This is a genomic window from Pseudomonas putida, assembly GCF_002741075.1.
Lineage (GTDB): Bacteria > Pseudomonadota > Gammaproteobacteria > Pseudomonadales > Pseudomonadaceae > Aquipseudomonas > Aquipseudomonas putida_T.
Genome location: NZ_CP016634.1, coordinates 3,452,190 through 3,478,137, shown reverse-complemented (window position 1 = coordinate 3,478,137; position 25,948 = coordinate 3,452,190). Strand labels below are relative to the sequence as shown.

General features: G+C 63.4%; 26 protein-coding genes. 23 read left to right on the top strand and 3 right to left on the bottom strand.

The features are described from left to right. The first annotated feature begins 28 nt into the window (after nucleotides 1–28). The 23 genes from IEC33019_RS16315 (at nucleotide 29) to IEC33019_RS16205 (ending at nucleotide 21,164) form a co-directional block, all read left to right on the top strand. Nucleotides 29–1,300 (top strand): flagellar hook-length control protein FliK, encoded by a 1,272-nt coding sequence (locus IEC33019_RS16315; protein ID WP_070092428.1) that lies wholly within the window; start codon nucleotides 29–31, stop codon nucleotides 1,298–1,300. 140 nt (nucleotides 1,301–1,440) lie between these two features. After that, complete coding sequence (gene fliL / locus IEC33019_RS16310) at nucleotides 1,441–1,938, top strand: flagellar basal body-associated protein FliL (protein WP_043212786.1); 498 nt, start codon at nucleotides 1,441–1,443, stop codon at nucleotides 1,936–1,938. Between the two features lie 9 nt (nucleotides 1,939–1,947). After that, nucleotides 1,948–2,916 carry a flagellar motor switch protein FliM gene (gene fliM / locus IEC33019_RS16305; RefSeq protein WP_043212789.1) on the top strand — a complete coding sequence of 323 codons (969 nt, stop codon included), beginning with the start codon at nucleotides 1,948–1,950 and terminating at the stop codon, nucleotides 2,914–2,916. 47 nt (nucleotides 2,917–2,963) lie between these two features. Then, a complete protein-coding gene (gene fliN, locus IEC33019_RS16300) occupies nucleotides 2,964–3,428 on the top strand; it encodes a flagellar motor switch protein FliN (RefSeq protein ID WP_070092505.1) in 465 nt (154 codons plus the stop codon). A 12-nt stretch (nucleotides 3,429–3,440) separates the two neighbouring features. After that, the gene (fliO, locus tag IEC33019_RS16295) at nucleotides 3,441–3,875 is read left to right on the top strand and encodes a flagellar biosynthetic protein FliO (RefSeq protein ID WP_070092427.1); all 435 of its coding nucleotides are present in this window, start codon (nucleotides 3,441–3,443) and stop codon (nucleotides 3,873–3,875) included. After that, the gene (fliP, locus tag IEC33019_RS16290; RefSeq protein WP_070092426.1) at nucleotides 3,875–4,630 is read left to right on the top strand and encodes a flagellar type III secretion system pore protein FliP; all 756 of its coding nucleotides are present in this window, start codon (nucleotides 3,875–3,877) and stop codon (nucleotides 4,628–4,630) included. Before fliO ends, fliP begins: the two co-directional genes overlap by 1 nt. 21 nt (nucleotides 4,631–4,651) lie before the next feature. Beyond that, nucleotides 4,652–4,921: a flagellar biosynthesis protein FliQ gene (fliQ, locus tag IEC33019_RS16285; RefSeq protein WP_070092425.1), complete on the top strand. Its 270-nt coding sequence runs from the start codon at nucleotides 4,652–4,654 to the stop codon at nucleotides 4,919–4,921. 7 nt (nucleotides 4,922–4,928) lie between these two features. Continuing rightward, the gene (fliR, locus tag IEC33019_RS16280) at nucleotides 4,929–5,705 is read left to right on the top strand and encodes a flagellar biosynthetic protein FliR (protein ID WP_070092424.1); all 777 of its coding nucleotides are present in this window, start codon (nucleotides 4,929–4,931) and stop codon (nucleotides 5,703–5,705) included. Between the two features lie 2 nt (nucleotides 5,706–5,707). After that, nucleotides 5,708–6,850, top strand: a complete 1,143-nt coding sequence (gene flhB, locus IEC33019_RS16275; protein ID WP_070092423.1) for a flagellar biosynthesis protein FlhB — start codon at nucleotides 5,708–5,710, stop codon at nucleotides 6,848–6,850. Nucleotides 6,851–7,080: 230 nt separating this feature from the next. After that, a complete protein-coding gene (gene flhA, locus IEC33019_RS16270; RefSeq protein WP_070092422.1) occupies nucleotides 7,081–9,210 on the top strand; it encodes a flagellar biosynthesis protein FlhA in 2,130 nt (709 codons plus the stop codon). An 11-nt stretch (nucleotides 9,211–9,221) separates the two neighbouring features. Beyond that, nucleotides 9,222–10,535 (top strand): flagellar biosynthesis protein FlhF, encoded by a 1,314-nt coding sequence (flhF, locus tag IEC33019_RS16265; protein WP_070092421.1) that lies wholly within the window; start codon nucleotides 9,222–9,224, stop codon nucleotides 10,533–10,535. Between the two features lie 88 nt (nucleotides 10,536–10,623). After that, the gene (gene fleN / locus IEC33019_RS16260; RefSeq protein ID WP_043212801.1) at nucleotides 10,624–11,457 is read left to right on the top strand and encodes a flagellar synthesis regulator FleN; all 834 of its coding nucleotides are present in this window, start codon (nucleotides 10,624–10,626) and stop codon (nucleotides 11,455–11,457) included. Next, nucleotides 11,454–12,194: an RNA polymerase sigma factor FliA gene (gene fliA / locus IEC33019_RS16255; RefSeq protein WP_043212803.1), complete on the top strand. Its 741-nt coding sequence runs from the start codon at nucleotides 11,454–11,456 to the stop codon at nucleotides 12,192–12,194. Before fleN ends, fliA begins: the two co-directional genes overlap by 4 nt. 103 nt (nucleotides 12,195–12,297) lie before the next feature. After that, nucleotides 12,298–12,672, top strand: coding sequence for a chemotaxis response regulator CheY (locus tag IEC33019_RS16250; RefSeq protein WP_011534888.1), 375 nt, complete (start codon nucleotides 12,298–12,300; stop codon nucleotides 12,670–12,672). An 18-nt stretch (nucleotides 12,673–12,690) separates the two neighbouring features. Further along, nucleotides 12,691–13,479, top strand: coding sequence for a protein phosphatase CheZ (locus IEC33019_RS16245; RefSeq protein WP_070092420.1), 789 nt, complete (start codon nucleotides 12,691–12,693; stop codon nucleotides 13,477–13,479). A gap of 12 nt (nucleotides 13,480–13,491) precedes the next feature. Further along, nucleotides 13,492–15,720, top strand: coding sequence for a chemotaxis protein CheA (locus tag IEC33019_RS16240; RefSeq protein ID WP_070092419.1), 2,229 nt, complete (start codon nucleotides 13,492–13,494; stop codon nucleotides 15,718–15,720). Nucleotides 15,721–15,765: 45 nt separating this feature from the next. After that, complete coding sequence (locus IEC33019_RS16235) at nucleotides 15,766–16,872, top strand: protein-glutamate methylesterase/protein-glutamine glutaminase (protein WP_070092418.1); 1,107 nt, start codon at nucleotides 15,766–15,768, stop codon at nucleotides 16,870–16,872. Further along, nucleotides 16,872–17,612: a flagellar motor protein gene (locus IEC33019_RS16230; protein WP_043212813.1), complete on the top strand. Its 741-nt coding sequence runs from the start codon at nucleotides 16,872–16,874 to the stop codon at nucleotides 17,610–17,612. The genes IEC33019_RS16235 and IEC33019_RS16230 overlap by 1 nt, the downstream gene beginning before the upstream one ends. A 3-nt stretch (nucleotides 17,613–17,615) precedes the next feature. Then, nucleotides 17,616–18,473 (top strand): flagellar motor protein MotD, encoded by an 858-nt coding sequence (gene motD / locus IEC33019_RS16225; protein WP_070092417.1) that lies wholly within the window; start codon nucleotides 17,616–17,618, stop codon nucleotides 18,471–18,473. A 77-nt stretch (nucleotides 18,474–18,550) separates the two neighbouring features. After that, nucleotides 18,551–19,339, top strand: coding sequence for a ParA family protein (locus tag IEC33019_RS16220; protein ID WP_043212817.1), 789 nt, complete (start codon nucleotides 18,551–18,553; stop codon nucleotides 19,337–19,339). Beyond that, nucleotides 19,339–20,220 (top strand): CheW domain-containing protein, encoded by an 882-nt coding sequence (locus IEC33019_RS16215; RefSeq protein WP_070092416.1) that lies wholly within the window; start codon nucleotides 19,339–19,341, stop codon nucleotides 20,218–20,220. The genes IEC33019_RS16220 and IEC33019_RS16215 overlap by 1 nt, the downstream gene beginning before the upstream one ends. Before the next feature lie 67 nt (nucleotides 20,221–20,287). Beyond that, nucleotides 20,288–20,767, top strand: coding sequence for a chemotaxis protein CheW (locus IEC33019_RS16210; RefSeq protein ID WP_003254393.1), 480 nt, complete (start codon nucleotides 20,288–20,290; stop codon nucleotides 20,765–20,767). A gap of 1 nt (nucleotide 20,768) precedes the next feature. Continuing rightward, the gene (locus IEC33019_RS16205) at nucleotides 20,769–21,164 is read left to right on the top strand and encodes a DUF2802 domain-containing protein (RefSeq protein ID WP_070092415.1); all 396 of its coding nucleotides are present in this window, start codon (nucleotides 20,769–20,771) and stop codon (nucleotides 21,162–21,164) included. Nucleotides 21,165–21,225: 61 nt separating this feature from the next. Here IEC33019_RS16205 and IEC33019_RS16200 read toward each other — a convergent pair whose 3' ends face one another. The 3 genes from IEC33019_RS16200 to IEC33019_RS16190 all read right to left on the bottom strand — a co-directional run bounded on the left by IEC33019_RS16200 (nucleotide 21,226) and on the right by IEC33019_RS16190 (nucleotide 25,933). Next, nucleotides 21,226–23,961, bottom strand: coding sequence for a dermonecrotic toxin domain-containing protein (locus tag IEC33019_RS16200; RefSeq protein ID WP_070092414.1), 2,736 nt, complete (start codon nucleotides 23,959–23,961; stop codon nucleotides 21,226–21,228). Nucleotides 23,962–24,023: 62 nt separating this feature from the next. Next, nucleotides 24,024–24,371, bottom strand: coding sequence for an EscU/YscU/HrcU family type III secretion system export apparatus switch protein (locus tag IEC33019_RS16195; protein ID WP_070092413.1), 348 nt, complete (start codon nucleotides 24,369–24,371; stop codon nucleotides 24,024–24,026). Continuing rightward, a complete protein-coding gene (locus IEC33019_RS16190; RefSeq protein ID WP_070092412.1) occupies nucleotides 24,368–25,933 on the bottom strand; it encodes a flagellar hook-length control protein FliK in 1,566 nt (521 codons plus the stop codon). The genes IEC33019_RS16195 and IEC33019_RS16190 overlap by 4 nt, the downstream gene beginning before the upstream one ends. Nucleotides 25,934–25,948 lie beyond the last annotated feature (15 nt).

Below are 25,948 nucleotides of genomic sequence, written 5' to 3'. Positions count from 1 at the left end.
CACGATTATTCGGCGCGGAGACCTTTCAATGCCTGTCGCATCCAATCCTTTGCTGCAAGCCAGTGTGGTGAGCAAGCCGTCGCGCGCGGCTGCTCAGGCGGCGGAAAAGCCGCAGGCGGCGGGCTCCCAGAGTGGTGGTTTCGATCAGGTCATGGCCCGTCAGGGACGCGATGACAAGGCGGCCCAGGTCAAGCCCAAGGACAAATCCGAGCGCCCGGCCGACGGCAAGGCCGAGCCTGCCGATACGCAGGCAGTTGCCGATGGCGGCAAAACCTTGCCAGCGGCCGACCCGGTCAGTGACAGCAGCGAATCGAGCGCACTCGACGCCAGTCTGGTGGCCGGGCAGGTCACCGATGCCCAGCCCGGCGCGCAGTTGATACAGGCGCAGGCAGAGGCGGTGGCCCCTGTGCTACAGGCCGCAGCGCAGCCCCAAGCCGCACCTGTCGAGACGCCGCCGGAGCAGGCCCCGGCCGTGGAGGATTTCGACCCAGCGGCCGATCCGCTGGCCAATCTGCCGACCTTGCGCCTGGCCCTGGAGCAAAGCGCCCAGGCCAAGGGCACGACCTCCGCGCATGCGGCGTCCACCACTCAGGCTGACAGCAGCCAGCCCGACGACGGGCAGGTAGCCGTCAATACCTTGGCGAGCCTGATCGACAAACCTGAAGCCGAAGGCGATGCCTCGCAACCGGGTGACAAGGCCTTCAGCGAACTGCTCGACAATGGTTTGAAGGACACCAAAAGTGCGAGCAGCGACACGCGCGTCGATGATTTCGCCAATCGCCTGGCCAGCCTGACCCAGGCTGCGACGCCCAAGACCGCCAATGCCGTGCCGCCCAGCCCGTTGCACCAGCCGCTGCCGATGAACCAGAACGCTTGGGCCGAAGGGCTGGTGAACCGGGTCATGTACTTGTCCAGCCAGAACCTCAAGTCCGCGGACATCAAGCTTGAGCCCGCAGAGTTGGGTCGTCTGGACATCCGCGTCAATGTCGCGGCGGATCAGTCCACCCAGATCACCTTCATCAGTGGTCACGCCGGGGTGCGCGATGCCCTGGACAGCCAGGTGCATCGCCTGCGCGAGCTGTTCGCCCAGCAAGGGCTGGCGCAGCCTGATGTCAACGTCGCCGACCAATCCCGCGGCCAGCAGCAACAGCAGGCCCAGCAGGAAGGTTCGAACCTGTCCGGGGTCGCGGCGCGGCGTGCCATGGCCGATGGCGAGAGCGAAGGTGAAATGGCCGATACTGCCCAGCCGATCGAGCAGCAGGTGGTGATCGGCGACAGCGCCGTCGACTATTACGCCTGAGGGGCTGCGGCGCAGGCCATCGCAGGCTGCCGCCAGCTCCCACGCCTGCTGGTTGCTCCCGGTCGGCTCAAATCTGGCATAACACTTGCTCAAGCCACGTCATCCTTCTTTGAAACCCCGATGGACGACGGATTATTGGCATGGCGAAGAGCGAAGCAGTCAAAGACCCCGCCACTAAAGGCAAACTCAAGCTGATCCTGCTGCTGGTGCTGGCGCTGCTGCTGGCCGTGGGCCTGTCAGTGGGCGCCACCTGGTTCGTCATGCACAAGAGCGAGTCGGCACCGGCTGTCGATCCTGCCCAGGCAAACGTCAAGGCGGCGGCGATCTACGAGCCGCTGGCGCCGGCTTTCGTCGTCAATTTCAACCAGAACGGCCGCCAGCGCTACATGCAGGTGAGCATCACCATGCAGGGGCGCAACCAGGCCGACCTGGACGCACTCAAGGTGCACATGCCTGTGATCCGCAACAACCTGGTGATGATGTTCTCTGGCCAAGGCTTCGACACCCTGGCCAGCAGCCCGGTGGGACAGGAAATGCTGCGCCAGAAGGCCACCGCGGTGGTCCAGGAAGTGGCACAGAAGGAAGTCGGCAAGCCGGTCGTGGACCAGCTGCTGTTCACCAATTTCGTATTGCAGTAGGAGCCCGAAATGGCCGTGCAGGACCTGCTGTCCCAGGATGAGATCGATGCCCTGTTGCATGGCGTCGATGATGGTCTGGTACAAACCGAAAGCGCCGCCGAGCCCGGTGGCGTCAAAAGCTACGACCTGACCAGCCAGGATCGGATCGTCCGCGGACGCATGCCGACCCTGGAGATGATCAACGAACGCTTCGCCCGCTATACCCGCATCAGCATGTTCAACCTGCTGCGTCGCTCCGCCGACGTGGCGGTGGGCGGCGTGCAGGTGATGAAGTTCGGCGAATATGTGCATTCGCTGTACGTCCCGACCAGCCTCAACCTGGTCAAGATCAAGCCCCTACGCGGCACCTCGCTGTTCATCCTTGACGCCAAGCTGGTGTTCAAGCTGGTGGACAATTTCTTCGGTGGCGATGGCCGCCACGCCAAGATCGAGGGGCGCGAGTTCACACCGACCGAACTGCGCGTGGTGCGCATGGTGCTGGACCAGGCCTTCGTCGATCTCAAGGAAGCCTGGCAGGCGATCATGCCGGTCAACTTCGAGTACATAAACTCCGAGGTCAACCCGGCCATGGCCAACATCGTCGGCCCGAGCGAGGCGGTGGTGGTCTCGACGTTCCATATCGAGCTGGACGGCGGTGGCGGCGACCTGCACGTGACCATGCCGTACTCGATGATCGAGCCGGTGCGCGAAATGCTCGATGCCGGCTTCCAGTCCGACCTGGATGACCAGGACGAGCGTTGGGTCAAGGCTCTGCGCGAAGACGTGCTGGATGTCAGCGTGCCCCTCTCGGCCACTGTGGCCCGTCGTCAGCTCAAGTTGCGCGACATCCTGCACATGCAGCCTGGCGATGTGATCCCCGTCGAGCTGCCCGAGCACCTGGTGCTGCGCGCCAACGGCGTACCGTCGTTCAAGGCTCGCCTGGGTTCGCACAAGGGCACCCTGTCGCTGCAGATCATCGACCCGATCGAACGTCGCTGACCGCGTGCCGGTCGCTCTTTCCGAATTGAATGCCTGTCGAGGACATCATGGCTAACGAAAACGAAATCACCTCCCCGGAGGAACAGGCCCTGGCCGATGAATGGGCTGCCGCCCTGCAGGAAACCGGTGATGCCGGCCAGGCCGACATCGATGCGCTGCTGGCTGCCGACAGCGGCAAGTCGGGCGCTGGCCGCCTGCCGATGGAAGAGTTCGCAAGCTCCCCCAAGCCCAATGACAATGTCAGCCTCGAGGGGCCGAACCTGGATGTGATCCTGGATATTCCGGTGAACATCTCCATGGAAGTGGGCAGCACCGAAATCAGCATCCGCAACCTGCTGCAACTTAACCAGGGCTCGGTGATCGAGCTTGATCGCCTGGCGGGCGAACCGCTGGACGTGCTGGTCAACGGTACCCTGATCGCCCATGGCGAAGTGGTGGTGGTCAACGAGAAGTTCGGCATTCGCCTGACCGATGTGATCAGCCCCAGCGAACGTATCAAGAAGCTGCGCTGAGTGAAGGGGTCGATGCGGGCCGCGATGGCCCTTGGCGCGTTGCTCGCCAGCGAGACGGTGATCGCGGCCACCCAGGCGCCGGCGCCTGCTGCGGCTCCCCCAGGCAGCCTTGGTGGGCAACTGGCCCAGATGGTCTTTGGCCTGCTGCTGGTGGTCGGCCTGATCTTCGCCCTTGCCTGGTTGCTGCGCCGCATGCAGGGCGCGACACCGCGCGGCGGGCAGGTGATCGATATCGTCGGCAGTCGGACGATCGGCCCGCGTGACCGCCTGCTGCTGGTGCAGGTGGGCAAGGAGCAGATCCTCATCGGCCATTCGCCTGGCAGCATCGAGGCGTTGCATGTGCTGGCCGAGCCTGTGGAGGTGCCCGCCAGTGCCCGCCCGGCCACGCCGGAATTCGCCCAGCGGCTGCTCGAGCTGATGGGCAAGGATCAGAAGGACAAGAAGTGATGACCGGCGCACTGCGCTCATTGTTGACCCTGGCGCTGCTGTTGGCTGCGCCGATGGCCCTGGCTGCCGACCCGCTGTCGATCCCGGCCATCACCTTGTCCAACGGGGCGGACGGCCAGCAGGAATATTCGGTCAGCCTGCAGATCCTGCTGATCATGACGGCGCTGAGTTTCATTCCAGCGTTCGTCATCCTGATGACCAGCTTCACCCGCATCATCATTGTCTTTTCCATCCTGCGCCAGGCCCTGGGCCTGCAGCAGACGCCCTCGAACCAGGTGCTGACCGGCATGGCGTTGTTCCTGACGCTGTTCATCATGGCGCCGGTGTTCGACCGGGTGAACCAGGACGCCATCCAGCCCTACCTGAACGAGCAGATGACCGCCCAGCAGGCCATCGACAAGGCCCAGGGGCCGCTGAAGGACTTCATGCTGGCCCAGACCCGGCAAAGTGACCTGGACCTGTTCATGCGCCTGTCCAAGCGCACCGACATCGCCAGCCCTGAGCAGGCACCATTGACCATCCTGGTGCCAGCATTCGTCACGTCTGAACTCAAGACCGCCTTCCAGATCGGCTTCATGATCTTCATCCCGTTCCTGATCATCGACATGGTGGTGGCCAGTGTATTGATGGCCATGGGCATGATGATGCTTTCACCGCTGATCATTTCGCTGCCGTTCAAGATCATGCTGTTCGTCCTGGTCGATGGCTGGGCGTTGATCATGGGTACCCTGGCCGGCAGTTTCGGTGGCGTCTGAGGCCATCAAGGAGAGCCCTGCATGACACCTGAAGTCGCCGTAGACATTTTCCGCGATGCGTTATGGATGACCACCATGATGGTGGCCATCCTGGTGATCCCGAGCCTGCTGGTCGGCTTGGTGGTGGCGATGTTCCAGGCCGCCACCCAGATCAACGAACAGACCCTGAGCTTCCTGCCGCGCCTGCTGGTGATGCTGGTGACCCTGATCGTCATTGGGCCCTGGCTGTTGCAGCGCTTCATGGAGTATTTCAACCGCCTGTACACCAGCATCCCACAGCTGATCGGTTGATGCAGTCATGCTGGAGCTGACCGACACACAGATTGGCACTTGGGTCGCCACGTTCATCCTGCCGTTTTTCAGGGTGACGGCGGTGCTGATGACCATGCCGATCCTGGGGACGAAGATGTTGCCGGCGCGCATCCGCCTCTATGCAGCGCTGGCCATCACCGTGGTGATCGTCCCGGGGCTGCCGCCCTTGCCTGAAATCGACCCGTTGAGCCTGCGCGGTGTGCTGTTGTGCGGTGAGCAGGTCATCGTCGGTGCCTTGTTCGGCCTGGCGTTGCAGATGCTGTTCCAGGCGTTCGTGGTGGCTGGGCAGATCATCGCCGTGCAGATGGGCATGGCCTTCGCTTCCATGGTGGACCCTGCCAACGGTGTCAACGTGGCTGTGGTCAGCCAGTTCATGACCATGTTGGTCAGCGTGCTGTTCCTGGTGATGAATGGCCATTTGGTGGTGCTCGAGGTGCTCACCGAAAGCTTCACCACCTTGCCGGTGGGGAGTGCCCTGATGGTCAATCATTTCTGGGAGATGGCCGGGCGCATGAGCTGGGTGCTCGGCGCCGGGCTGCTGTTGGTATTGCCCGCGATCACCGCGCTGCTGGTGGTCAACGTCGCGTTTGGCGTGATGACACGTGCTGCGCCGCAACTGAACATCTTCTCCATCGGCTTTCCGCTGACTCTCGTGCTGGGGCTGCTCATCTTCTGGATCACCTTGGCGGACATTTTTTCCCATTACCAGCTGTTGGCCAGCGAAGCGCTGCAATGGTTGCGTGAATTGGCCAGGGCGCGCTGAGCATGGCTGAAAGCGAGAGCGGTCAGGACAAAACAGAAGAACCCACCGACAAACGCCGGCGCGATGCGCGTGAAAAAGGCGAGGTGGCTCGCTCCAAGGAACTCAACACGGTAGTGGTGACCCTTGCGGGCGCGGGTGCTCTGCTGGCGTTCGGGGGATACCTGGCCGAGACCCTGATGGACCTGATGCGCATGAATTTCGGCCTCTCTCGGGAGGTGGTGGTGGACGAAAGTGCCATGGGTACCCTGCTGCTGATCTCGGGCAAGATGGCGATCTGGGCGGTGCAGCCGGTGTTGATCCTGCTGTTCCTGATTTCCTTCGTCGGGCCAATTGCCTTGGGCGGCTTCCTGTTCTCCACGAGCCTGTTGCAGCCCAAGTTCAGCCGCATGAACCCGTTGGCGGGTATCAAGCGCATGTTTTCCCTCAATGCCTTGACCGAGCTGCTCAAGGCCCTGGCCAAGTTCTTCGTGATCCTGCTGGTGGCGCTGGCGGTACTTTCCAGCGATCGCCAGGCGCTGATGGCGATTGCCAATGAGCCACTGGAGCAAGCCATCATCCACAGCGTCCAGGTGGTGGGGTGGAGCGCGCTGTGGATGGCGGCTGGCTTGCTGCTGATCGCGGCAGTGGATGTGCCGTTCCAGATCTGGCAGGCGCACAACAAGCTGAAGATGACCAAGCAGGAAGTGAAGGATGAATACAAGGATTCGGAAGGCAAGCCTGAGGTCAAACAGCGGATCCGTCAGTTGCAGCGGGAGGCCTCGCAGCGGCGCATGATGGCTGCAGTTCCAGACGCCGACGTGATCATTACCAACCCTACGCACTACGCTGTGGCGCTCAAGTACGACCCTGAATCGGGCGGTGTGGCGCCATTGCTCCTGGCCAAGGGGACGGATTTCATCGCGTTGAAGATTCGCGAGATCGGGGTTGAGCATCAGGTGCAGATACTCGAGTCGCCGGCGCTGGCGCGAGCGATTTACTACTCCACCGAACTTGAGCAGGAAATTCCGGCGGGGTTGTACCTGGCGGTGGCGCAGGTGCTGGCTTACGTGTTCCAGATCCGGCAGTACCGGGCGGGGAAGGGCAAGGCGCCGGAGCCTTTGAAGCCTGATTTGCCGATTCCGCCGGATTTACGGCGTGATCGGTGAGTCGCTTTGGGTTGCATGGGGTGGTGTTGGTGTTGTGGGCTTATCCGTTTGATTTATCGACGCTTAGTCACCTTTGCGCCACCACCCACACCAGATATACACGCGATCCAGCAAGCCCCCCCTCAAAAAGCCCAACTCAACCCCCGCGCTCAAAAGTTGGAAAGCTTCTTGCAAAGGCAGCGCCAAACGCCCATTCAGGCGTCAAAGTTTTTGCTTGAAGAGGATTTGCGGTGGATCGCACTCAGTTAATCAACAGCGCCCGAAACAACCTGGCTGGTCTTGGCCGGGGCAATCTGGGCGTGCCGCTGTTGCTGCTGGTGATGATGGCAATGATGATGTTGCCGATTCCACCGTTCCTGCTCGACGTCTTCTTCACCTTCAACATCGCCTTGTCGATCGTCGTCCTGCTGGTCTGCGTGTATGCCCTGCGTCCGCTGGATTTCGCGGCGTTTCCCACCATCTTGCTCGTGGCGACGTTGCTGCGTCTTGCCCTGAACGTGGCGTCCACACGTGTGGTCATGCTCCACGGCCAAGAAGGCCACGGCGCTGCGGGCAAGGTGATCCAGGCCTTCGGTGAAGTGGTGATCGGTGGCAACTACGTGGTCGGTGCGGTGGTGTTCGCCATCCTGATGATCATCAACTTTGTCGTGGTCACCAAGGGTGCCGGGCGTATATCCGAGGTGAGCGCACGTTTCACCCTCGACGCAATGCCAGGCAAGCAGATGGCCATCGACGCCGACCTCAACGCCGGCCTGATCGACCAGACCCAGGCCAAGGCCCGACGCGCCGAAGTCGCCCAGGAGGCTGAGTTCTACGGCTCGATGGACGGTGCCAGCAAATTCGTTCGCGGTGACGCCATCGCCGGCATGCTGATCCTGTTCATCAACCTCATCGGCGGCATGCTCATCGGTATCCTGCAGCACGGAATGTCGGCCGGCGAGGCGGGCAAGGTCTACGCCTTGCTCACCATCGGTGACGGTTTGGTGGCGCAGCTGCCCTCGCTGCTGCTGTCCACCGCCGCCGCGATCATGGTGACCCGAGCCTCCAGCGCCGAAGACATGGGCAAGCTGATCAACCGGCAGATGTTCGACTCGCCCAAGGCGTTGGGCGTTTCGGCTGCGCTGATGATCGTCATGGGCTTGGTTCCGGGCATGCCGCACGTTGCTTTCCTGGGGCTTGGTGCGGCGGCCGGGGGTGGTGCCTATCTGGTGTGGCGACGTCAGCAGCAGGCCAAGCTCAAGGCCCAGGAGGAAGCCCAGCGCCAGCAGGATCTGCTGCCCTCGCCACAGCGCGCCCTGGAAACCAAGGAACTGGGCTGGGACGATGTGACGCCCATTGACATGATCGGCCTGGAAGTCGGTTACCGCCTGATTCCATTGGTGGATCGCAACCAGGGTGGCCAACTGCTTGCGCGGATCAAGGGGGTGCGCAAGAAGCTGTCCCAGGACCTGGGCTTCCTCATGCCCACGGTGCATATCCGCGACAACCTGGACCTGCAGCCGAGCGCCTACCGTCTGACCCTGATGGGGGTGATCCTGGCTGAGGCCGAGATCTACCCGGACCGGGAACTGGCCATCAATCCGGGCCAGGTCTTCGGCACGCTCAACGGGATCGCTGCGCGCGACCCGGCGTTTGGCCTGGAGGCGGTGTGGATCGATGTCGGCCAGCGCGCCCAGGCTCAGTCGCTGGGCTACACCGTGGTCGATGCCAGCACCGTGGTAGCCACCCACCTCAACCAGATCCTGCAGAAGCATTGCCATGAACTGATCGGCCATGAAGAGGTCCAGCAACTGTTGCAGGTATTGGCCAAAGGTTCGCCTAAACTTGCCGAGGAACTGGTGCCGGGCGTCATTTCGTTGTCAGGCTTGCTCAAGGTCCTGCAGGCGCTGTTGGCCGAGCAGGTTCCGGTGCGGGATATCCGCAGCATCGCCGAGGCAATCGCCAACAATGCCGGCAAGAGTCAAGATACCGCCGCGCTGGTTGCGGCAGTGCGCGTCGGATTGTGTCGCGCCATCGTGCAAAGCATTGTCGGTGTTGAGTCCGAGCTGCCTGTGATCACCCTTGAACCAAGGTTGGAACAGATTTTGCTCAATAGTCTGCAAAGGGCCGGGCAAGGCCAGGAAGACGGTGTTCTCCTGGAGCCGAGCATGGCCGAGAAGCTACAGCGTTCGCTGATCGAAGCGGCCCAGCGCCAGGAGATGCAAGGGCTGCCGGCCATTCTTCTGGTCGCCGGCCCCATCCGCGCCATGCTGTCGCGATTCGGCCGCCTGGCTGTACCGAATTTGCATGTTCTGGCGTATCAGGAAATACCTGACAACAAGCAAGTCACCATCGTTGCCACCGTGGGCCCCAACGGCTGAGGTAGTGGGTTATGCAAGTTAAGCGTTTTTTCGCCGCCGATATGCGTCAGGCCATGAAGCTGGTCCGGGATGAGCTTGGCTCCGACGCCGCCATCATCGGCAACCGGCGCATCGCCGGCGGTGTCGAGTTGACGGCCGCGCTGGACTACAAGCTGTCCGCCCTGGCCCCACGCGTGCCGAACATCGAACTCGAGGACGAGCTGCGCAAGACCCAGACGCGTATCGCCACTGCCCAGGCCGAACTGAGCACGCGCCACGAAAGCGACGAGACTGGCAATCGCCAGCTGTTCGCTGGGTTGTCGTTGACCGCTTCCGAGCCACTGGTCGAGCCTCAGGTCGATACGCCGGCGCCGGTCGCTGCCACTGCGCCAGCGCCAGTCGATCCGCGTCTGTTCGATGCCATGCGCTCGGAGCTGTCGGGGCTGCGCGAGTTGCTTGAAGTCCAGCTCGGTTCCCTGGCCTGGAGCCAGTTGCAGGGCAACAAACCGCAGCAGGCCAACCTGTGGCGTCGCCTGCAGCGCATTGGCCTGTCGGGCCCGATCGCTCGCGAGGCGCTGGAACTCGCTGGCGAGATCGAAGACCCTCGGCACGCGTGGCGCATGATCTTGGCCCACCTGGCGCGGATGATCCAGGTTCCCGAGATCGAGCCGATCGAAGAGGGCGGCGTGATCGCCATGGTCGGTCCGGCCGGCATGGGCAAGACCACCACCCTGGCAAAGCTCGCCGCGCGCTATGTGCTCAAGTACGGCGCCCAGCATCTGGCGCTGGTGAGCATGGACAGCTTCCGCATCGGCGCCCAGGAGCAGCTCAAGACGTTGGGGCGCATCCTCAATGTGCCGGTGACCTATGTCGACCCGGGCCAGTCCCTGGCCCAGGCGCTCGATCCGCTGCTGCGCAAGCGCGTGGTGCTGATCGACACCGCTGGCCTGCAGGCCAGCGACCCGGCTCTGCGGCTGCAGTTGGAGAGCCTCGCCGGGCGCGGCATTGCCGCCAAGAACTACCTGGTACTGGCCACCACCAGCCAGAAACAGGTGCTGACCGCCGCCTACCACAGCTACAAGCGTTGTGGCCTGGCCGGCTGCATCCTGACCAAACTCGATGAAACGGCCAGCCTCGGTGAAGTGCTGAGCCTTGCCATCAGTCACGAATTGCCCGTGGCCTATCTGACCGATGGACCGCGCATTCCTGACGACCTGCAATTGCCGCGCAAACATCAATTGGTCAGCCGTGCGGTCAGTGTGCAGATGCAGGACGAGCCCAGCGAAGAGGCGATGGCCGACATGTTCGCTGATCTCTACCACAACCCAGGCAAGCGTGCGGGTTGACGAATGGACAGCGCAAATCATCTACATCAGGGGCGTCGTGTTCGGCTCCTCATGTGGCCTGGGCCCCGAGACAAGGTAAAGAACAAACATGGGTAGCATGCATCCCGTTCAGGTGATCGCCGTGACCGGCGGTAAAGGTGGCGTGGGCAAGACCAACGTTTCAGTGAACCTGTCCCTGGCGCTGGCCGAGCTCGGCCGCCGGGTCATGTTGCTGGACGCCGACCTGGGCCTGGCCAATGTCGACGTCCTGCTGGGGCTTTCGCCCAAACGTACCCTGGCCGATGTCATCGAAGGGCGCTGCGAGTTGCGCGATGTGCTGTTGCAGGGGCCGGGCGGTGTGCGCATCGTGCCAGCGGCCTCCGGCACCCAGAACATGGTGCACCTGGCGCCAGCCCAGCATGCCGGGCTGATCCAGGCCTTCAGTGAGATCGGTGACAACCTCGATGTGCTGGTGATCGATACCGCTGCGGGGATCGGGGACTCGGTGGTGAGCTTCGTGCGCGCCGCGCAGGAGGTGCTGCTGGTGGTCTGCGACGAGCCGACCTCGATCACCGACGCCTACGCCTTGATCAAGCTGCTCAACCGCGACTACGGCATGAACCGTTTCCGGGTCCTGGCCAACATGGCGCAGAGCCCGCAGGAAGGACGCAACCTGTTTGCCAAGTTGACCAAGGTCACGGATCGCTTCCTGGACGTCGCCCTACAATACGTCGGTGCCGTGCCTTACGACGAATGTGTGCGCAAGGCGGTGCAAAAGCAGCGGGCAGTCTATGAAGCCTTCCCTCGATCCAAGTGTGCGCTGGCGTTCAAGGCTATCGCGCAGAAGGTCGACAGCTGGCCGCTGCCCGCCAACCCGCGCGGGCACCTGGAGTTTTTCGTCGAGCGTCTGGTGCAGCCTACCAGCGCAGGACCGGTACTATGAATGCGAGCGGTTTCAAGATGTACAGCCGGGCGGCGCGCGATGCCCAGTACGAACTGGTCGAACGTTATGCCCCGTTGGTCAAGCGCATTGCCTACCACCTGCTGGCGCGCCTGCCGGCCAACGTGCAGGTCGAGGACCTGATCCAGGCGGGCATGATCGGCCTGCTGGAAGTGGCCAACAAATACGACGCCAGCAAGGGCGCGAGCTTCGAAACCTATGCCGGCATCCGCATTCGCGGGGCCATGCTCGACGAGGTGCGCAAGGGGGATTGGGCACCGCGTTCGGTACACCGCAATACCCGTATGGTCAGCGACGCGATACGCGCCGTGGAGGCCAGAACCGGTCGCGACGCTAAAGATCATGAAGTTGCTGCCGAACTCCAATTGAGTCTCGATGATTATTACGGGATTCTGAACGACACCCTGGGCAGTCGCCTGTTCAGCTTCGACGACCTCCTGCAGGACGGCGAGCACGAAGGGCTGCATGAGGATGGCGCCAGTGGCCAGCTGGAACCCTCGCGGGATCTGGAAGACGAGCGCTTCCAGGCTGCGTTGACCGAGGCCATCGCCAACCTGCCGGAGCGTGAGCGTCTGGTGCTGGCGCTGTACTACGACGAGGAGCTGAACCTCAAGGAAATCGGTGAGGTGCTTGGGGTCAGCGAGTCTCGTGTCAGCCAGTTGCACAGCCAGTGCGCCGCGCGCCTGCGCAGCCGTCTCGGGGAATGGCGGGCACGTTGAGCCAGGTTCGCCACCGTCGTTGGATGTTGTACCGAATTGATTGAATGCGCGTCCGGGGGCCGGACGCGTTTAAGACTGCTTGGAGGTCTAATTGAACAAAGACATGAAAATCCTCATCGTTGACGACTTTTCGACGATGCGGCGGATCATCAAGAACCTGTTGCGTGACCTGGGCTTCACCAACACCGAGGAGGCCGATGACGGCACCACGGCGTTGCCGATGCTGGAAAACGGCCACTACGACTTCCTCGTGACCGACTGGAACATGCCTGGCATGTCTGGCATCGACCTGCTGCGCAAGGTCCGTGCCCATGATCGCCTCAAGGGCATGCCGGTGCTGATGGTGACCGCGGAAGCCAAGCGCGACCAGATCATCGAAGCGGCCCAGGCCGGGGTCAACGGCTATGTGGTCAAGCCTTTCACCGCCCAGGTGCTCAAGGAGAAGATCGAGAAGATCTTCGAACGCGTCAACGGCTGAGTCACGTCAGGGGGCGCCATGGAGCAAATGAACACATCGTTGGGGGAGTTCGAGTCGACCCTGAAGAAACACGCCCAGGAACTGGTCGAGAGCCTCGAGCACGGCCGGTTCGGCGAGGCGGTGCAGCTGATCCATCAGCTGAACCAGACCCGTGACCGTGGCCTGTACCAGGAAGTCGGCAAGCTCACCCGCGAGCTGCACAGTGCGATCGTCAGCTTCCAGATCGACCCGCGTATGCCGCAGGCCGAGGAAGTGTCGCAGATCACCGACGCCACCGAGCGCTTGTCCTATGTGGTCAAGCTGACCGAAGGCGCGGCCAACCGCACCATGGACCTGGTGGAGGCGAGCACGCCGCTGCTCAACGACCTGCAAGCCGAGGCCCAGAACCTGAGCGCCGACTGGCAGCGCTTCATGCGCCGCGAAGTGGCAGCGCCGGAGTTTCGTGACCTGGTCAAGCGTGTCGACAGTTTCCTGACGCAAAGCGCCGAAGGGAACCGCAAGGTCGCCGGCCATCTCAACGACATCCTCCTGGCCCAGGACTACCAAGACCTCACCGGCCAGGTGATCAAACGGGTGACCGCGCTGGTCACCGAAGTCGAAAGCAATTTGCTCAAGCTCGTGCTGATGGCCAGCCAGGTCGACCGTTTTGCCGGTATCGAACATGACCACCAGCAGCTGCGTGCTGAAAAAGATCAAGAAAAACATCCGACTCGGGGTGAAGGTCCGCAGATTCATGCCGATAAGCGTGAAGATGTCGTGTCCGGTCAGGACGACGTCGACGATTTGCTGTCCAGCCTGGGTTTTTAGGGAGCACGTTCAATGAGCTTCGGCGCCGATGAAGAAATCCTCCAGGATTTCCTGGTAGAGGCCGGCGAAATCCTCGAGCAACTGTCCGAGCAACTGGTCGAGCTAGAAAGCCGACCTGAAGATGCGGACCTGCTCAATGCGATCTTCCGCGGTTTTCACACTGTAAAAGGGGGCGCCGGTTTCCTTCAGCTCAATGAGCTGGTGGAGTGCTGCCATATCGCCGAGAACGTGTTCGACATCCTGCGCAAAGGTGAGCGCCGGGTCGACGCGGAATTGATGGATGTGGTGCTTGAGGCACTGGATACGGTCAACAGCATGTTTGGCCAGGTCCGCGAGCGCAGCGACATCACCCCGGCCACGCCCGAGCTGCTGGCTGCGCTGTCGCGTCTGGCCGAGCCGGCCGGTGCCGAAGCCCCAGCGCCTGCCGCGCCAACGCCGGCCGTTGTCGAAGCCGAGCCTGTTGTGGAGCCCGACATCACCGACAGCGAGTTCGAACAACTGCTCGATTCGCTCGATGCGGTGAAGGCCCAGGCCGAGGCCGCCGAACAGGTGCAGGGCGAGGTCGCGGGCAGCGACAGCGACGAGATCACCGATGCCGAGTTCGAGTCGCTGCTCGATCAGTTGCACGGCAAAGGGCAGTTCTCTGGCCAGGCGTCTGCTGCGCTGCCGGCTGACAGCGTCGCGGCACCGGCCAGCGATGAGATCACCGACGATGAGTTCGAAGCGTTGCTCGACCAGTTGCACGGCAAGGGCACCTTCGCCGCCGATGCACTGCCCGGCACCACGGCGCAAGCGCCTGCGCCGGTCGAGGCGGGCGCCAATGGCGGGGACATCACCGAGCACGAGTTCGAAGCCTTGCTGGACCAACTGCACGGCAAAGGCAAGTTCTCCAGTGACGCGGCCGTAGCCGCGCCTGAGGCCGTGGCTGCCACCGCTTCTGCTGTGGCCAAGGCCGACAGCAAGCCTGTGGCCAAGCCTGAACCGGCACCGGTGGCCAAGCCTGCGGCGGCCAAGCCGGCCGCGCCCGCGCGCGCAGCGGCTCCAGCTGGCGAAAAACCGACGGCCAGTGAAGCGGAAACCACCGTGCGGGTCGATACCGCGCGCCTGGACGAGATCATGAACATGGTCGGCGAACTGGTGCTGGTGCGTAACCGCCTGGTACGCCTGGGCCTGAACAGCGGCGACGAGGCCATGTCCAAGGCCGTGTCCAACCTCGACGTGGTCACCGCCGACCTGCAGACCGCGGTCATGAAGACCCGCATGCAGCCGATCAAGAAAGTCTTCGGCCGCTTCCCGCGCCTGGTTCGCGACCTGGCCCGCCAGCTCAAGAAAGAAATCAACCTGGAGCTGGTCGGTGAGGAAACCGACCTGGACAAGAACCTGGTCGAGGCCCTGGCCGACCCGCTGGTGCACTTGGTGCGCAACGCCGTCGACCACGGCATCGAGATGCCTGACGAGCGCGAAGGCACCGGCAAGGCACGCACCGGCCGCGTGGTGCTGTCGGCCGAGCAGGAGGGCGACCACATCCTGCTGTCGATCTCCGACGACGGCAAGGGCATGGACCCCAATATCTTGCGTGCCAAGGCCGTCGAAAAGGGCCTGATGGACAAGGATGCCGCCGACCGCTTGAGCGAGTCCGATTGCTACAACCTGATCTTCGCCCCGGGCTTCTCCACCAAGACCGAGATCTCCGACGTGTCTGGCCGCGGTGTGGGCATGGACGTGGTCAAGACCAAGATTTCTCAGCTCAACGGCTCGATCAACATCTTCTCGGCCAAGGGTCAGGGTTCGAAGATCGTCATCAAGGTGCCGTTGACCCTGGCGATCATGCCGACCCTGATGGTGATGCTGGGCAACCAGGCGTTCGCCTTCCCGCTGGTCAACGTCAACGAGATCTTCCACCTGGACCTGTCGCGTACCAACGTGGTCGATGGCCAGGAAGTGGTGATCGTGCGTGACAAGGCGCTGCCGCTGTTCTACCTCAAGCGTTGGCTGGTCCAGGACCAGGTGCACGAGGAGCAGCGCGAAGGGCATGTGGTGATCCTTTCGGTCGGCACCCAGCGTATTGGCTTCGTGGTCGATCAGCTGGTGGGCCAGGAAGAGGTGGTGATCAAGCCGCTGGGCAAGATGCTCCAGGGCACCCCGGGCATGTCTGGCGCGACCATCACCGGCGACGGTCGTATTGCGTTGATCCTCGACGTGCCGAGCATGCTCAAGCGTTACGCCGCCCGGCGAATTTGATTTCGGTGGCGCACCTTGGCGGTTGCGCCGCCTAATGGAGTGTTTATGGCAGTCAAGGTCCTGGTGGTGGATGATTCCGGTTTCTTCCGCCGCCGCGTCTCGGAAATTCTCTCGGCCGACCCGACTATCCAGGTCGTGGGTACCGCGACCAATGGCAAGGAAGCGATCGACCAGGCAATCGCGCTCAAGCCGGATGTCATCACCATGGACTACGAAATGCCCATGATGGATGGCATCACGGCGGTGCGGCACATCATGCAGCGCTGCCCGACGCCGGTGCTGATGTTCTCCTCGCTGACCCATGAGGGCGCCCGGGTCACTCTCGATGCCCTCGATGCCGGCGCGGTGGACTACCTGCCGAAGAACTTCGAGGACATCTCGCGCAATCCGGACAAAGTGCGGCAGTTGCTGTGCGAGAAGGTCCACACCATCTCGCGCAGCAATCGCCGATTCGGCGGTTATGCCACTGCAAGCCCGGCGCCTGCGCCGACCAGCAGCTTCGCAAGCCCTGCGCCGGCACGGGCCGCGGCTCCTGCCGCGCCAGTGAGCCGTCCCGCGGCTGGTAGCCATTCCCCCGCCCCCAAGCGCAAGCCCTACAAGCTGGTGGCCATCGGCACGTCCACCGGCGGCCCGGTGGCACTGCAGCGCGTGTTGACACAGCTGCCGGCCAGCTTCCCGGCGCCGATCGTGCTGATCCAGCACATGCCTGCAGCGTTCACCAAGGCCTTTGCCGAGCGCCTGGACAAGCTGTGCAAGATCAGTGTCAAGGAAGCCGAGGATGGCGACATGCTGCGCCCGGGCCTGGCCCTGCTGGCCCCTGGTGGCAAGCAGATGATGATCGACGGCCGTGGCGCGGTGAAGATACTGCCGGGCGATGAGCGCTTGAACTACAAGCCCTGCGTGGACATCACCTTCGGTTCAGCGGCCAAGTCCTACGGCGACAAGGTGCTGTCGGTGGTCCTCACCGGTATGGGCGCAGACGGTCGCGAAGGTGCTCGCCTGCTCAAGCAAGGCGGCAGCACCGTCTGGGCCCAGGATGAAGCCAGCTGCGTGATCTATGGCATGCCGATGGCCATCGTCAAGGCCAACCTGGCCGACGCGGTGTACAGCCTGGACGAGATCGGCAAGCACCTGGTCGAGGCCTGCGTCTGATGGATGTCCTGAGCCTGATTGGCCTGATCCTCGCGTTCGTCGCCATCGTCGGCGGCAACTTCCTGGAAGGCGGCCATGTCGGTGCCTTGCTCAACGGCCCGGCTGCCTTGATCGTGCTGGGCGGTACCCTGGCGGCGGCGCTGCTGCAGTCGCCGCTGTCGGCCTTCAAGCGGGCGCTGCAGATCCTGCGTTGGATCTTCTTCCCGCCGCGCGTTGATCTGCCGGGCGGTATCGACCGGGTCGTCAACTGGAGCCTGACCGCGCGCAAGGAAGGCCTGCTGGGCCTTGAAGGGGTGGCGGATGCCGAGCCCGATCCCTATGCGCGCAAGGGCCTGCAACTGCTGGTGGACGGCGCGGAGCCCGAGTCGATCCGCAGTATCCTCGAGGTCGACTTCCTGACCCAGGAGAGCCGCGATATCCAGGCTGCCAAGGTGTTCGAGAGCATGGGCGGCTACGCGCCGACCATCGGCATCATCGGCGCGGTCATGGGCTTGATCCATGTGATGGGCAACCTGGCCGACCCGTCGCAGTTGGGCAATGGCATCGCCGTGGCCTTCGTTGCCACCATCTACGGCGTGGCCAGCGCCAACCTGATCCTGCTGCCGATCGCCAACAAGCTCAAGGCCATCGCGCTGCGCCAGTCGCGCTACCGCGAGATGCTGCTCGAAGGCCTGCTGTCGATCGCTGAAGGGGAGAACCCACGCTCGATCGAGCTGAAGCTGCAAGGCTTCATGGAGTAAGCCATGGCCCGCCGTCGTCACACCGAGGAACACGAGAACCACGAACGCTGGCTGGTGTCGTACGCCGACTTCATCACCTTGCTGTTCGCCTTCTTCGTGGTCATGTATTCGATTTCTTCGATCAACGAGGGCAAGTACAAGGTCATCTCCCAGGCCCTGCTCGGCGTGTTCAATGACCCCGAGCGCAGCATGAAACCCATCCCTATCGGCGATGAGCACCCGCTCAGCGTCAGGCCCGCCGAGCCGCTGATCAAAGACAGCGAGCAGACCGACGCGGGCCTGGCCCAGAGCAATGCCGACCCGCTGAAGACGATCAGCGATGATGTGCGCGACGCCTTTGGCGACCTGATCAAGTCCGACCAGATGACCGTGCGCGGCAATGAACTGTGGATCGAGATCGAACTCAACTCCTCGCTGCTGTTCGGCAGTGGCGATGCCATGCCCAGCGACACGGCGTTCTCGATCATCGAGAAGGTGGCCAACATCCTCAAGCCTTACGCTAACCCGGTGCATGTCGAAGGGTTCACCGACAACTTGCCGATCCGTACTGCCCAGTACCCGACCAACTGGGAGCTGTCATCGGCCCGGGCGGCGAGCATCGTCCGCCTGCTGGCGATGAACGGCGTTAACCCGGCGCGTATGGCCTCTGTGGGCTATGGCGAGTACCAACCGGTGGCCAGCAACGCGACGGCCGAGGGCAGGGCTCGCAACCGTCGGGTGGTGCTGGTGATTTCCCGCAACCTGGAAGTACGCCGCAGCCTGACCGGATCGGGCAGTGCCAATGCCACGCCAGACGCGGCCTTGCGACGGGCTGGCACACAAACTGCACCGACAACGCCTGCACCGGCAGTTGGGGGCTGAGCCCGTCAATTGTCCGTCACTGAATCCACACCGTTCCCGGCAGGGCAGGCGGCCATTGCGGGGGGAAGCAACGCACGATGAGAGTCTGGGCAGTAGCCAATCAAAAAGGTGGCGTCGGCAAGACCACCACCACCATCGCCTTGGCCGGGTTGCTGGCCGAAGCGGGAAAACGCGTGGTCGTGGTGGACCTCGACCCACACGGCTCGATGACCAGCTACTTCGGGCACAACCCTGATGCCTTGGAGCACAGCTGCTACGACCTGTTCCTGCACAAAGGCACGGTGCCTGAAGGCCTGCCGGGGCAATTGTTGCTGCCCACCAGCGACGAGCGTATCTCGCTGCTGCCTTCGAGCACCGCATTGGCCGTGCTCGAGCGCCAGTCGCCGGGACAGAGCGGCTTGGGGCTGGTGATCGCCAAGAGTCTGGCGCAGCTGTGGCAGGATTTCGACTTCGCCCTGATCGACAGCCCGCCGCTGTTGGGTGTGCTGATGGTCAACGCCCTGGCCGCGAGCCAGCAGTTGGTGATCCCGGTGCAGACCGAGTTCCTGGCGGTCAAAGGCCTGGAGCGCATGGTCGGTACCCTGGCCATGGTCAACCGCTCGCGGCGCCAGGCGCTGCCCTACCAGATCGTGCCGACCTTGTTCGACCGGCGCACCCAGGCGTCCCTGGGCACGCTCAAGGTCTTGCGGGACAGCTATGGCGAGCAGGTCTGGCAAGGCTACATCCCGGTCGACACGCGCCTGCGCGATGCCAGCCGAGCAGGGGTCACACCTTCGCAGTTCGATGGCAAGAGCCGGGGGCTGATCGCCTACCGGGCGTTGCTCAAGCATTTGTTGACCTACAAACCCGCATTGCAGGTGGCCTGATGAACCCAGCACGGCAGACCACCACCAAGCCGCAGATGGCTTTGCAGTCCTACCTCGATGGCCTGTTGCAGGAGGCCACCGAGGAACTCGATGCGCCGCGAGCACCGGTCGAAGAGGCGATCGTCGATGAGTTCGCCGCCGCAGTGCGTGAGGAGCAGGCCAGGGACGCCGAGCGTCAGGCCACTGCGACACCGGTTGCGGCACGGCCCTTCGCCGAGCCGAGCGTTGTTGTTGCGGTGTTGCCAACGGTCCTGAAACCGGTCGAGGTGGTGCCGGAGCCTGTGGCCGTCGTGGTCGAGCCCGAAACGCCCATGGCCGAGGCCCAGGCGATCGAGCCGGTAGCGCCCTTGGTAGATGTGTACCTGCCGGCCGCCAACCCGCCGGTGCCACCGGCGACGGTGGACGGTCGCCCGGCTTGGGCGGCGGAGCCTTTCGAGTGCCTGCTGTTCGATGTCGCGGGCCTGACCCTGGCGGTGCCGTTGGTCTGCCTGGGCTCGATCTACAGTCTGGCGGGTCAGGAGCTGACGCCGCTGTTCGGCCAGCCGGACTGGTTCCTGGGCATCCTCACTTGCCAGGCGGGCAATCTCAAGGTTCTGGATACCGCGCGCTGGGTCATGCCCGACCGCTACCGCGACGACTTCCGCCAGGGCCTGCAGTACGTTATTTCCGTTCAGGGCTATGAGTGGGGGCTGGCTGTGCATCAGGTCAGCCGCTCTCTGCGCCTGGACCCGGCCGAGATCAAGTGGCGCAGCCAGCGTGGCCAGCGCCCCTGGCTGGCCGGCACGGTGATCGAACACATGTGCGCCTTGCTCGATGTCGCCGAACTGGCCGAGCTGATCGCCAGCGGCGCCGTCAAGCAGATGCATGCCAAACACCAATGACTGAAAGCCACAACTGCCGTGGCCAAAGCGAGCACACCGCCAATGGCGGATTTTGAGGGGTAGGGGAATGAAAAAGTCGTCTGCACAAGGTTCCGAAGATCCGATCCTGCAGTGGGTAACCTTCCGCCTGGACAACGAGTCCTATGGCATCAACGTCATGCAGGTGCAGGAAGTCCTGCGCTATACCGAGATCGCGCCAGTGCCGGGTGCGCCGAGCTACGTGCTGGGCATCATCAACCTGCGCGGCAACGTGGTCACGGTGATCGACACCCGTCAGCGTTTCGGCCTGATGCCGACCGAAGTCACCGACAACACCCGCATCGTCATCATCGAAGCGGACAAGCAAGTGGTCGGTATTCTGGTCGACAGCGTGGCTGAAGTGGTCTACCTGCGTCAGTCCGAGATCGAGACCGCGCCGAATGTCGGCAACGAAGAGTCGGCCAAGTTCATCCAGGGTGTGTGCAACAAGAACGGCGAGCTGCTGATCCTGGTCGAGCTGGACAAGATGATGACCGAGGAAGAGTGGTCCGAGCTGGAGAACATCTGAGTTGATTTTCGAGGCTGCTGTCGTTTTCCTGGCGCTGCTCTGGGCGCTGAGCCTGTGGTTCTTCCTCAACTACAGCAAGCGCCAGCGAGAGCTGGCGGCCCAGCAGGCCCAGGGTGATGCACTGCGTGACCAGCGCATCAAGGACTTGGCCAAGCGCCTGGATGACTACCAGAACGGTACTGTGCGCATGGGCGAGGCGATCCATGAGTTGCGCGCAGTGCTCGCGCCATTGCCGGAAAAGCTCCAGCAACTGGAACAGCGCGACCCCAACAGCGTGACGTTCACCCAGGCGGCCAAGCTGGTGGGCATGGGGGCCAGCATCGATGAGCTGACCCGCACCTGTGGCCTGACCCAGGCCGAGGCGGAGCTGATGAGCAAGCTGCATCGCGGCGAGTGAAATACCCTCACCCTGAAGAGCCCGCGCCTGGCGCGGGCTTTTTTGCTTCCTGGAGAGGCTGTCAGTCCCTGGCCCAGGAATGGAACCCGCCGACTCTGGCCGTGCGGTTCAGTGGCAGCCATTGGCGTATCGCGTTGCGGTAGGCCCCCATGTCGATGAAAGGCCCTACATCGATCGGCATGCCATAGAGGTTCATGACCTGTCGCAGGGTCTTCAGGGGCGCGAGCCGCTGATCGACCACATCGGTGAGCAGCGCCGGTCCGGTCATGTGGCTCAGGCGCGCGGCATAACGGTAGAAGCCAGCGGGGTCTTCGGCCAGGGTGGGCCTGTAGTCATAGAAGTCCGGCTCTGCCAGGTATCGCGCACGCATCTCCTCGGAGATCGCCAGCAAGGTCGGGTTGCCGGGGTGGCTGCCGATGAGGCTGGAGTTGTACAGGCAGTACATGCTCATCTTTTCGTTGGCCATGGGCGGGGCGAGCAGCAGGCCGTCGCCAGTGGTGACGAGCGCCAGCGTGTCGATCGCTTCGCCCGGGTTGCCTGCCGGTTTGCCGTTGATCACGCGGGGGTACTCGCCCGGTGCCAGCAGGTAGTCGTCCACATCCATGTACAACCCGCCCTCCTGATACAGCATCGGGTAGCGCAACACGTCGCACGCCGACGCGTAGTTGCGCGCAACGCCGCCGTTGCCGTCCAGGGCGGCCTGGTACTGGGCGTAGTAACTGCCCTGGCGAAACGAGCGGAAGAACGCTTGCTCCTCCAGGGGAAGCACGCTTAGGTCTGGTGCATATTGGGCGAGCAGTGTCTGGTTTTCGGCATACACGGCAGGGGTCGCATTCGACAGGTACAGGCGCAGGGTGTACTGGCTGTCGCGTAGGCGCTTGGCATTGCTGGCAAGGTTGGCCATCAGCCTGGAATCGATGACCTTGTCGCCGACCCAGAGGCAGGAGACCTGCTTGGGAATGGGAGCGGCATCCGCGCCTGGGTTAGCCGGCAGGTCTACCGGCAGTGGCAGGTCGACGCCCAGGGCTCGCAGGCTGGCCGTGCGCATGCTGTCGGTAGCTTCCCGCCCCCTTGCGACCGGCACCAGGTCTTGGCTGCCGACGCGTGCGACATAGCCGGTAGGGGTGATGTCGTTATGTTCCAGCCTGGTGAAAACGTCGCGCTCCAAGTTGTAGGCCATATCCGTCCTGACGCCGTCGATGCGCGCGCTCAACTGGTCGAAGTCGCCGTTGTACCTGGGGGTACGGGTGACCAAGGCACTGATCGCCTGGTCACCGTCGGCCAACGGAGCAATGGGCTCTGGGGCATGGAAGTAAGGGGCGACGTCCGGCGCGGGCAGATGTGGCGGGCTGACCGGGCTCAGGGGGTAGCCCCATCGTCCGTTGATAACGTCTGGCGCGATGAAATCATCACTCAATGCGCGAAACATGGCTGCGCCCTTGGCGAGGGTGCGGGTCGCCAGGGGCAGGGCATTGAACAGGCCGTAGACCACATCTGCGGTGCCTTGGGCCTTCTGCTTCTGGGTGCGGGCATTGAGCAGTTGGTCCAGGCCAAGGCCGAACTGGGCGATGCCGCCGGCTGCGAGCAGAGGCGCAAGGCTTGGAAAGACGAACGTCAGGGGCAGTAGCAGGTTCATGGCCGACGCCAGGTATTCTCGCCAGCGGCTTTTGTTCACTTCGTCGTTACTGGTGATGATGAAATCGGCATCGTCATAGCTGCGTTGCCGTTGGCATTCGGTCAGGGCAGCGAACAGGTCTCCTTGCAGTACCGGGCTGTAATGGTCTGCCCGATAGTTGATGTATTCACGAGCAGGCCAATGGCCGCTGCGGGTAAAACCAGGGCGATCAGGGTCTAGCCTGTGGAGCTCGGGATAGACGCCAAGGCCTGCTAGCGCGGTGTCCAGGCCGCTGTAGCCGAGGCCGTCGGGGGTATCTGCAAGGGTGAAGAACTGCCTGAGTGCCAGGCGCTTGGCTGCGTCTCGGCACTGTTCGGCAAACCAGTCCTGCATCAGGCCTTCGTTGGCGAATTCTCGCAGTGGCGAGCTGTTGCCTGGGATGTACAGCACCGTCAGGCCGCTGGAGGTGTCCTGAAGGTAGGGCAGGTCGGTCGATACGTAGCCATAGACATTCAGCATCCGTGTCCGTGGCATTGGGGAGGCATGCTCCAGCCCGGCGGTGCGCCATACGAGTCGACGCGCGGCATCGGACAGACTGCCTTCGGCCACCTGTTTGTTGCAGGCGGCGATGAACGCGATCTTCGTCGACAGGCGGTGGCTGTGCTGGTGCGAGGCCCAGTAATCATCCAGCATCGTCCGGTAGGCGGCATGGAAATCCAGGTGCTCGATGAAGTGCTGGAAGTCCTCGGCAGGCAGCTGGATGTGGGTGGACTGGGTGTACTTTTGCGGTGTGGTCTGCTGGAACAGCCCGTTGTAGATGCCATGGCGCTTGTCGGCATCCAGCTGCTCGACCAGCGTGAGGCGGTCGGTGTCGGGGAAGGCGCCGGCCCAAGGCGCACCCAGGGCGCTCCCGATCACGTCATTGGCCGATTCACCCTGCCAGTTCGACAGGACGGCCTGGGTCAGTGTCATTTTCTGCGCGACGACGGCGACACGGCCTGTCCCTGGCCTCCACTGGTGGTGCAGGACCACCACGTCGCAGCGGTCCGGGTCCAGGGACAGCCCGCGGCCTCGCGCCCATTGGCGGATCGCCTCCGCGGCGGCGCGATCAGGACGAGGAAAGTGGCTCAGGTGGTCGCGAACGTATTTTACGCCCGCGTCGTTTACAGATAGCGGATTCATCGTGGGTTACCCAATGCATGGAGGAGTGGGCCACGATGCCCTGCCTCGCGGGCGTACCAGCGCTACTTAGTTATATCGGGTGAGGCCGGCAGGCGCAGGAGCATCGGGGTGATGTCGCGCTCGGCGGATGGTTCGTCATAAAAGCCCACAGGGACTTTGCCCCTCAGTTGCCAGGCGAAGGCGATGATTTCGGCGATGGTCAGGTACAGCGCCTCGGGGATCTGCTCGCCCAGTTCCAGTCGCGCCAGCAGGCGTACCAGCTCGGCGTTTTCGTAGATTGGCACTTCATGCTCGCGGGCGATTGCAAGGATGGCCTCGGCCAACTCATCGTCGCCTTTGGCGCTCAGGGTCGGGGCCTGCTGGCCGTCGTAGCTCAGCGCAATGGCCTGGCGTGATTGCTTGTCTTTCATGCGTTTTCGTCCACCCAGCGTTGTTCCAGCCGTGTGCGCGGCCCGTGTGGAGGCGTGCCCGGGTGGCATTCCAGGTCGCCGACATCCAGGCCGCGGGCCACCAGGCGCTCGCGCAACTCGCCCAACTGACGGTCGATCAGTTGCGCGGTATGTGGATGCTCCGCCCACAGCTGTCCGGACAACCGGCCCTGGCTCAGTTGAGCCTGGACCTGCAGCGGGCCAAGGGGAGGGAGGTCGAACGCCAGCTCGATACGCCACAGCGACTCCAGCGGATCGCGCTCGTGGCGCCCAGGGTCGGTCTGTTGCTCCGGGGTTTCCTCTTGTTGCAGCTTGATCTGCAACGGCACGAAATCCTGGCCATGGCGGATGGGGATCTCGGTCTGCCAGGTGGTCTGCAGGTTGCCGTTCTCAGTGACGCCGGTCTGCTGCAGGCTGGCCAACTGGTGGCTTTGCAGGCGTGAGATGGCGGCGGCGGCCAGGCGCAGTAACTGCTGCAGATCGCCTTCGGCTTCCAGGCTCTGTAGCAGGCGTGAAGGTAGGGGAAAGCCCCCGGGTTGGGGTCTGGGGCAGTTTCGGTCGAGCATGCCCAAGGCGCTACGGGCCAAGGCCGGGAATGCCTGGGCAAGCGCGCCAGCCGTTGCCGGGCTTTGCAGCGCGCTGGCAGGCAGGTCGGGAAACGCTTGGGCCACCAAGCGGATCACCTGTGCCTTGAGGTCTGGCGCAAGGCCTGTCGCCGCGCCGCCAAGCAGCTTGGCCTCGAGGAACGCGCCGCTGTTGTTCAGGGCCTGGGCGAGGGCCTTGGCATCGCCGAGCTGGCGGGCATCCGGCAGGCTGGCCAGCAGGCGCTCGGCGCTGGCCTTGAGCTCGGCATTGGCGTCGGGGTTGTTGGCGATTTGCTGAACGGCATTGAGCAGGCCAGACAACGACGCCTGGCGGCTTTGCTGGGTCGCGAGCTGTTGGGCAATCGCCAGTTGGTCCTGACGGCCGCTCAAAGGCACGAAACGCAACGACTGGTCGCCCTGCACCAGCGCGCTGAGCAGGCTGCCCACCGCCAGTGGGCGGGGGCTGTCGATGGTCAGGGTGGCACCGGCCTGGGCGCTGTTGAGCAGACTGACCAGTGAGCGGAAGCTGGCAACCTCGCCGGGATTCTGCGGCAACAACTGGCTGGTCAGGACTTTACCTTGCAGCAGGGTCCCGACGGGAACCTTCGCGGTGTCGAGCTGGGTGAGGGTCGCGATGTTGTTGGCGTTGGCCTGTTGCACCAGGATGCCCAGACGGTTGCTGTCGGTCTGGGTGACGGTCACCTGGCTGCCCGGGGGCAGGGGCTGGCTGGCGCTGGCCTGCAGTTGGGTCTGGTTGCCGTTGGCCAAGGTCAGGCGTAGCAGCAGTTGAAAGTCCAGTCCCACCTGGCGCAGGGACAATACCTCAGCCCGGGCGGCCTCGCCCGGTGCCATCAGGCCCGGCTGCGGCTGCAACAGGCGCAGCAGCTCGCCGGTAACCGCCGCCTTGCCCGCTTGGAGGCTTAACGCGGTTTGTGCGCTGAGACTATTGATTTCAGTCATGATTGTATACAACCT

Excerpts from the sequence above, each read along its gene's own strand:
- IEC33019_RS16235 (WP_070092418.1), top strand. The coding sequence starts at position 15,766 with ATGGCAGTCAAGGTCCTGGTGGTGGATGATTCCGGTTTCTTCCGCCGC.
- IEC33019_RS16210 (WP_003254393.1), top strand. The coding sequence starts at position 20,288 with ATGAAAAAGTCGTCTGCACAAGGTTCCGAAGATCCGATCCTGCAGTGG.
- IEC33019_RS16250 (WP_011534888.1), top strand. The coding sequence starts at position 12,298 with ATGAAAATCCTCATCGTTGACGACTTTTCGACGATGCGGCGGATCATC.
- fliQ (WP_070092425.1), top strand. The coding sequence starts at position 4,652 with ATGACACCTGAAGTCGCCGTAGACATTTTCCGCGATGCGTTATGGATG.
- IEC33019_RS16230 (WP_043212813.1), top strand. The coding sequence starts at position 16,872 with ATGGATGTCCTGAGCCTGATTGGCCTGATCCTCGCGTTCGTCGCCATC.
- fliP (WP_070092426.1), top strand. The coding sequence starts at position 3,875 with ATGACCGGCGCACTGCGCTCATTGTTGACCCTGGCGCTGCTGTTGGCT.
- IEC33019_RS16215 (WP_070092416.1), top strand. The coding sequence starts at position 19,339 with ATGAACCCAGCACGGCAGACCACCACCAAGCCGCAGATGGCTTTGCAG.
- fliN (WP_070092505.1), top strand. The coding sequence starts at position 2,964 with ATGGCTAACGAAAACGAAATCACCTCCCCGGAGGAACAGGCCCTGGCC.
- IEC33019_RS16245 (WP_070092420.1), top strand. The coding sequence starts at position 12,691 with ATGGAGCAAATGAACACATCGTTGGGGGAGTTCGAGTCGACCCTGAAG.
- fliO (WP_070092427.1), top strand. The coding sequence starts at position 3,441 with ATGCGGGCCGCGATGGCCCTTGGCGCGTTGCTCGCCAGCGAGACGGTG.
- IEC33019_RS16220 (WP_043212817.1), top strand. The coding sequence starts at position 18,551 with ATGAGAGTCTGGGCAGTAGCCAATCAAAAAGGTGGCGTCGGCAAGACC.
- flhF (WP_070092421.1), top strand. The coding sequence starts at position 9,222 with ATGCAAGTTAAGCGTTTTTTCGCCGCCGATATGCGTCAGGCCATGAAG.
- flhB (WP_070092423.1), top strand. The coding sequence starts at position 5,708 with ATGGCTGAAAGCGAGAGCGGTCAGGACAAAACAGAAGAACCCACCGAC.
- IEC33019_RS16200 (WP_070092414.1), bottom strand. The coding sequence starts at position 23,961 with ATGAATCCGCTATCTGTAAACGACGCGGGCGTAAAATACGTTCGCGAC.
- IEC33019_RS16195 (WP_070092413.1), bottom strand. The coding sequence starts at position 24,371 with ATGAAAGACAAGCAATCACGCCAGGCCATTGCGCTGAGCTACGACGGC.
- fliR (WP_070092424.1), top strand. The coding sequence starts at position 4,929 with ATGCTGGAGCTGACCGACACACAGATTGGCACTTGGGTCGCCACGTTC.
- IEC33019_RS16315 (WP_070092428.1), top strand. The coding sequence starts at position 29 with ATGCCTGTCGCATCCAATCCTTTGCTGCAAGCCAGTGTGGTGAGCAAG.
- fliM (WP_043212789.1), top strand. The coding sequence starts at position 1,948 with ATGGCCGTGCAGGACCTGCTGTCCCAGGATGAGATCGATGCCCTGTTG.
- IEC33019_RS16190 (WP_070092412.1), bottom strand. The coding sequence starts at position 25,933 with ATGACTGAAATCAATAGTCTCAGCGCACAAACCGCGTTAAGCCTCCAA.
- fliL (WP_043212786.1), top strand. The coding sequence starts at position 1,441 with ATGGCGAAGAGCGAAGCAGTCAAAGACCCCGCCACTAAAGGCAAACTC.
- IEC33019_RS16240 (WP_070092419.1), top strand. The coding sequence starts at position 13,492 with ATGAGCTTCGGCGCCGATGAAGAAATCCTCCAGGATTTCCTGGTAGAG.
- fliA (WP_043212803.1), top strand. The coding sequence starts at position 11,454 with ATGAATGCGAGCGGTTTCAAGATGTACAGCCGGGCGGCGCGCGATGCC.
- motD (WP_070092417.1), top strand. The coding sequence starts at position 17,616 with ATGGCCCGCCGTCGTCACACCGAGGAACACGAGAACCACGAACGCTGG.
- fleN (WP_043212801.1), top strand. The coding sequence starts at position 10,624 with ATGGGTAGCATGCATCCCGTTCAGGTGATCGCCGTGACCGGCGGTAAA.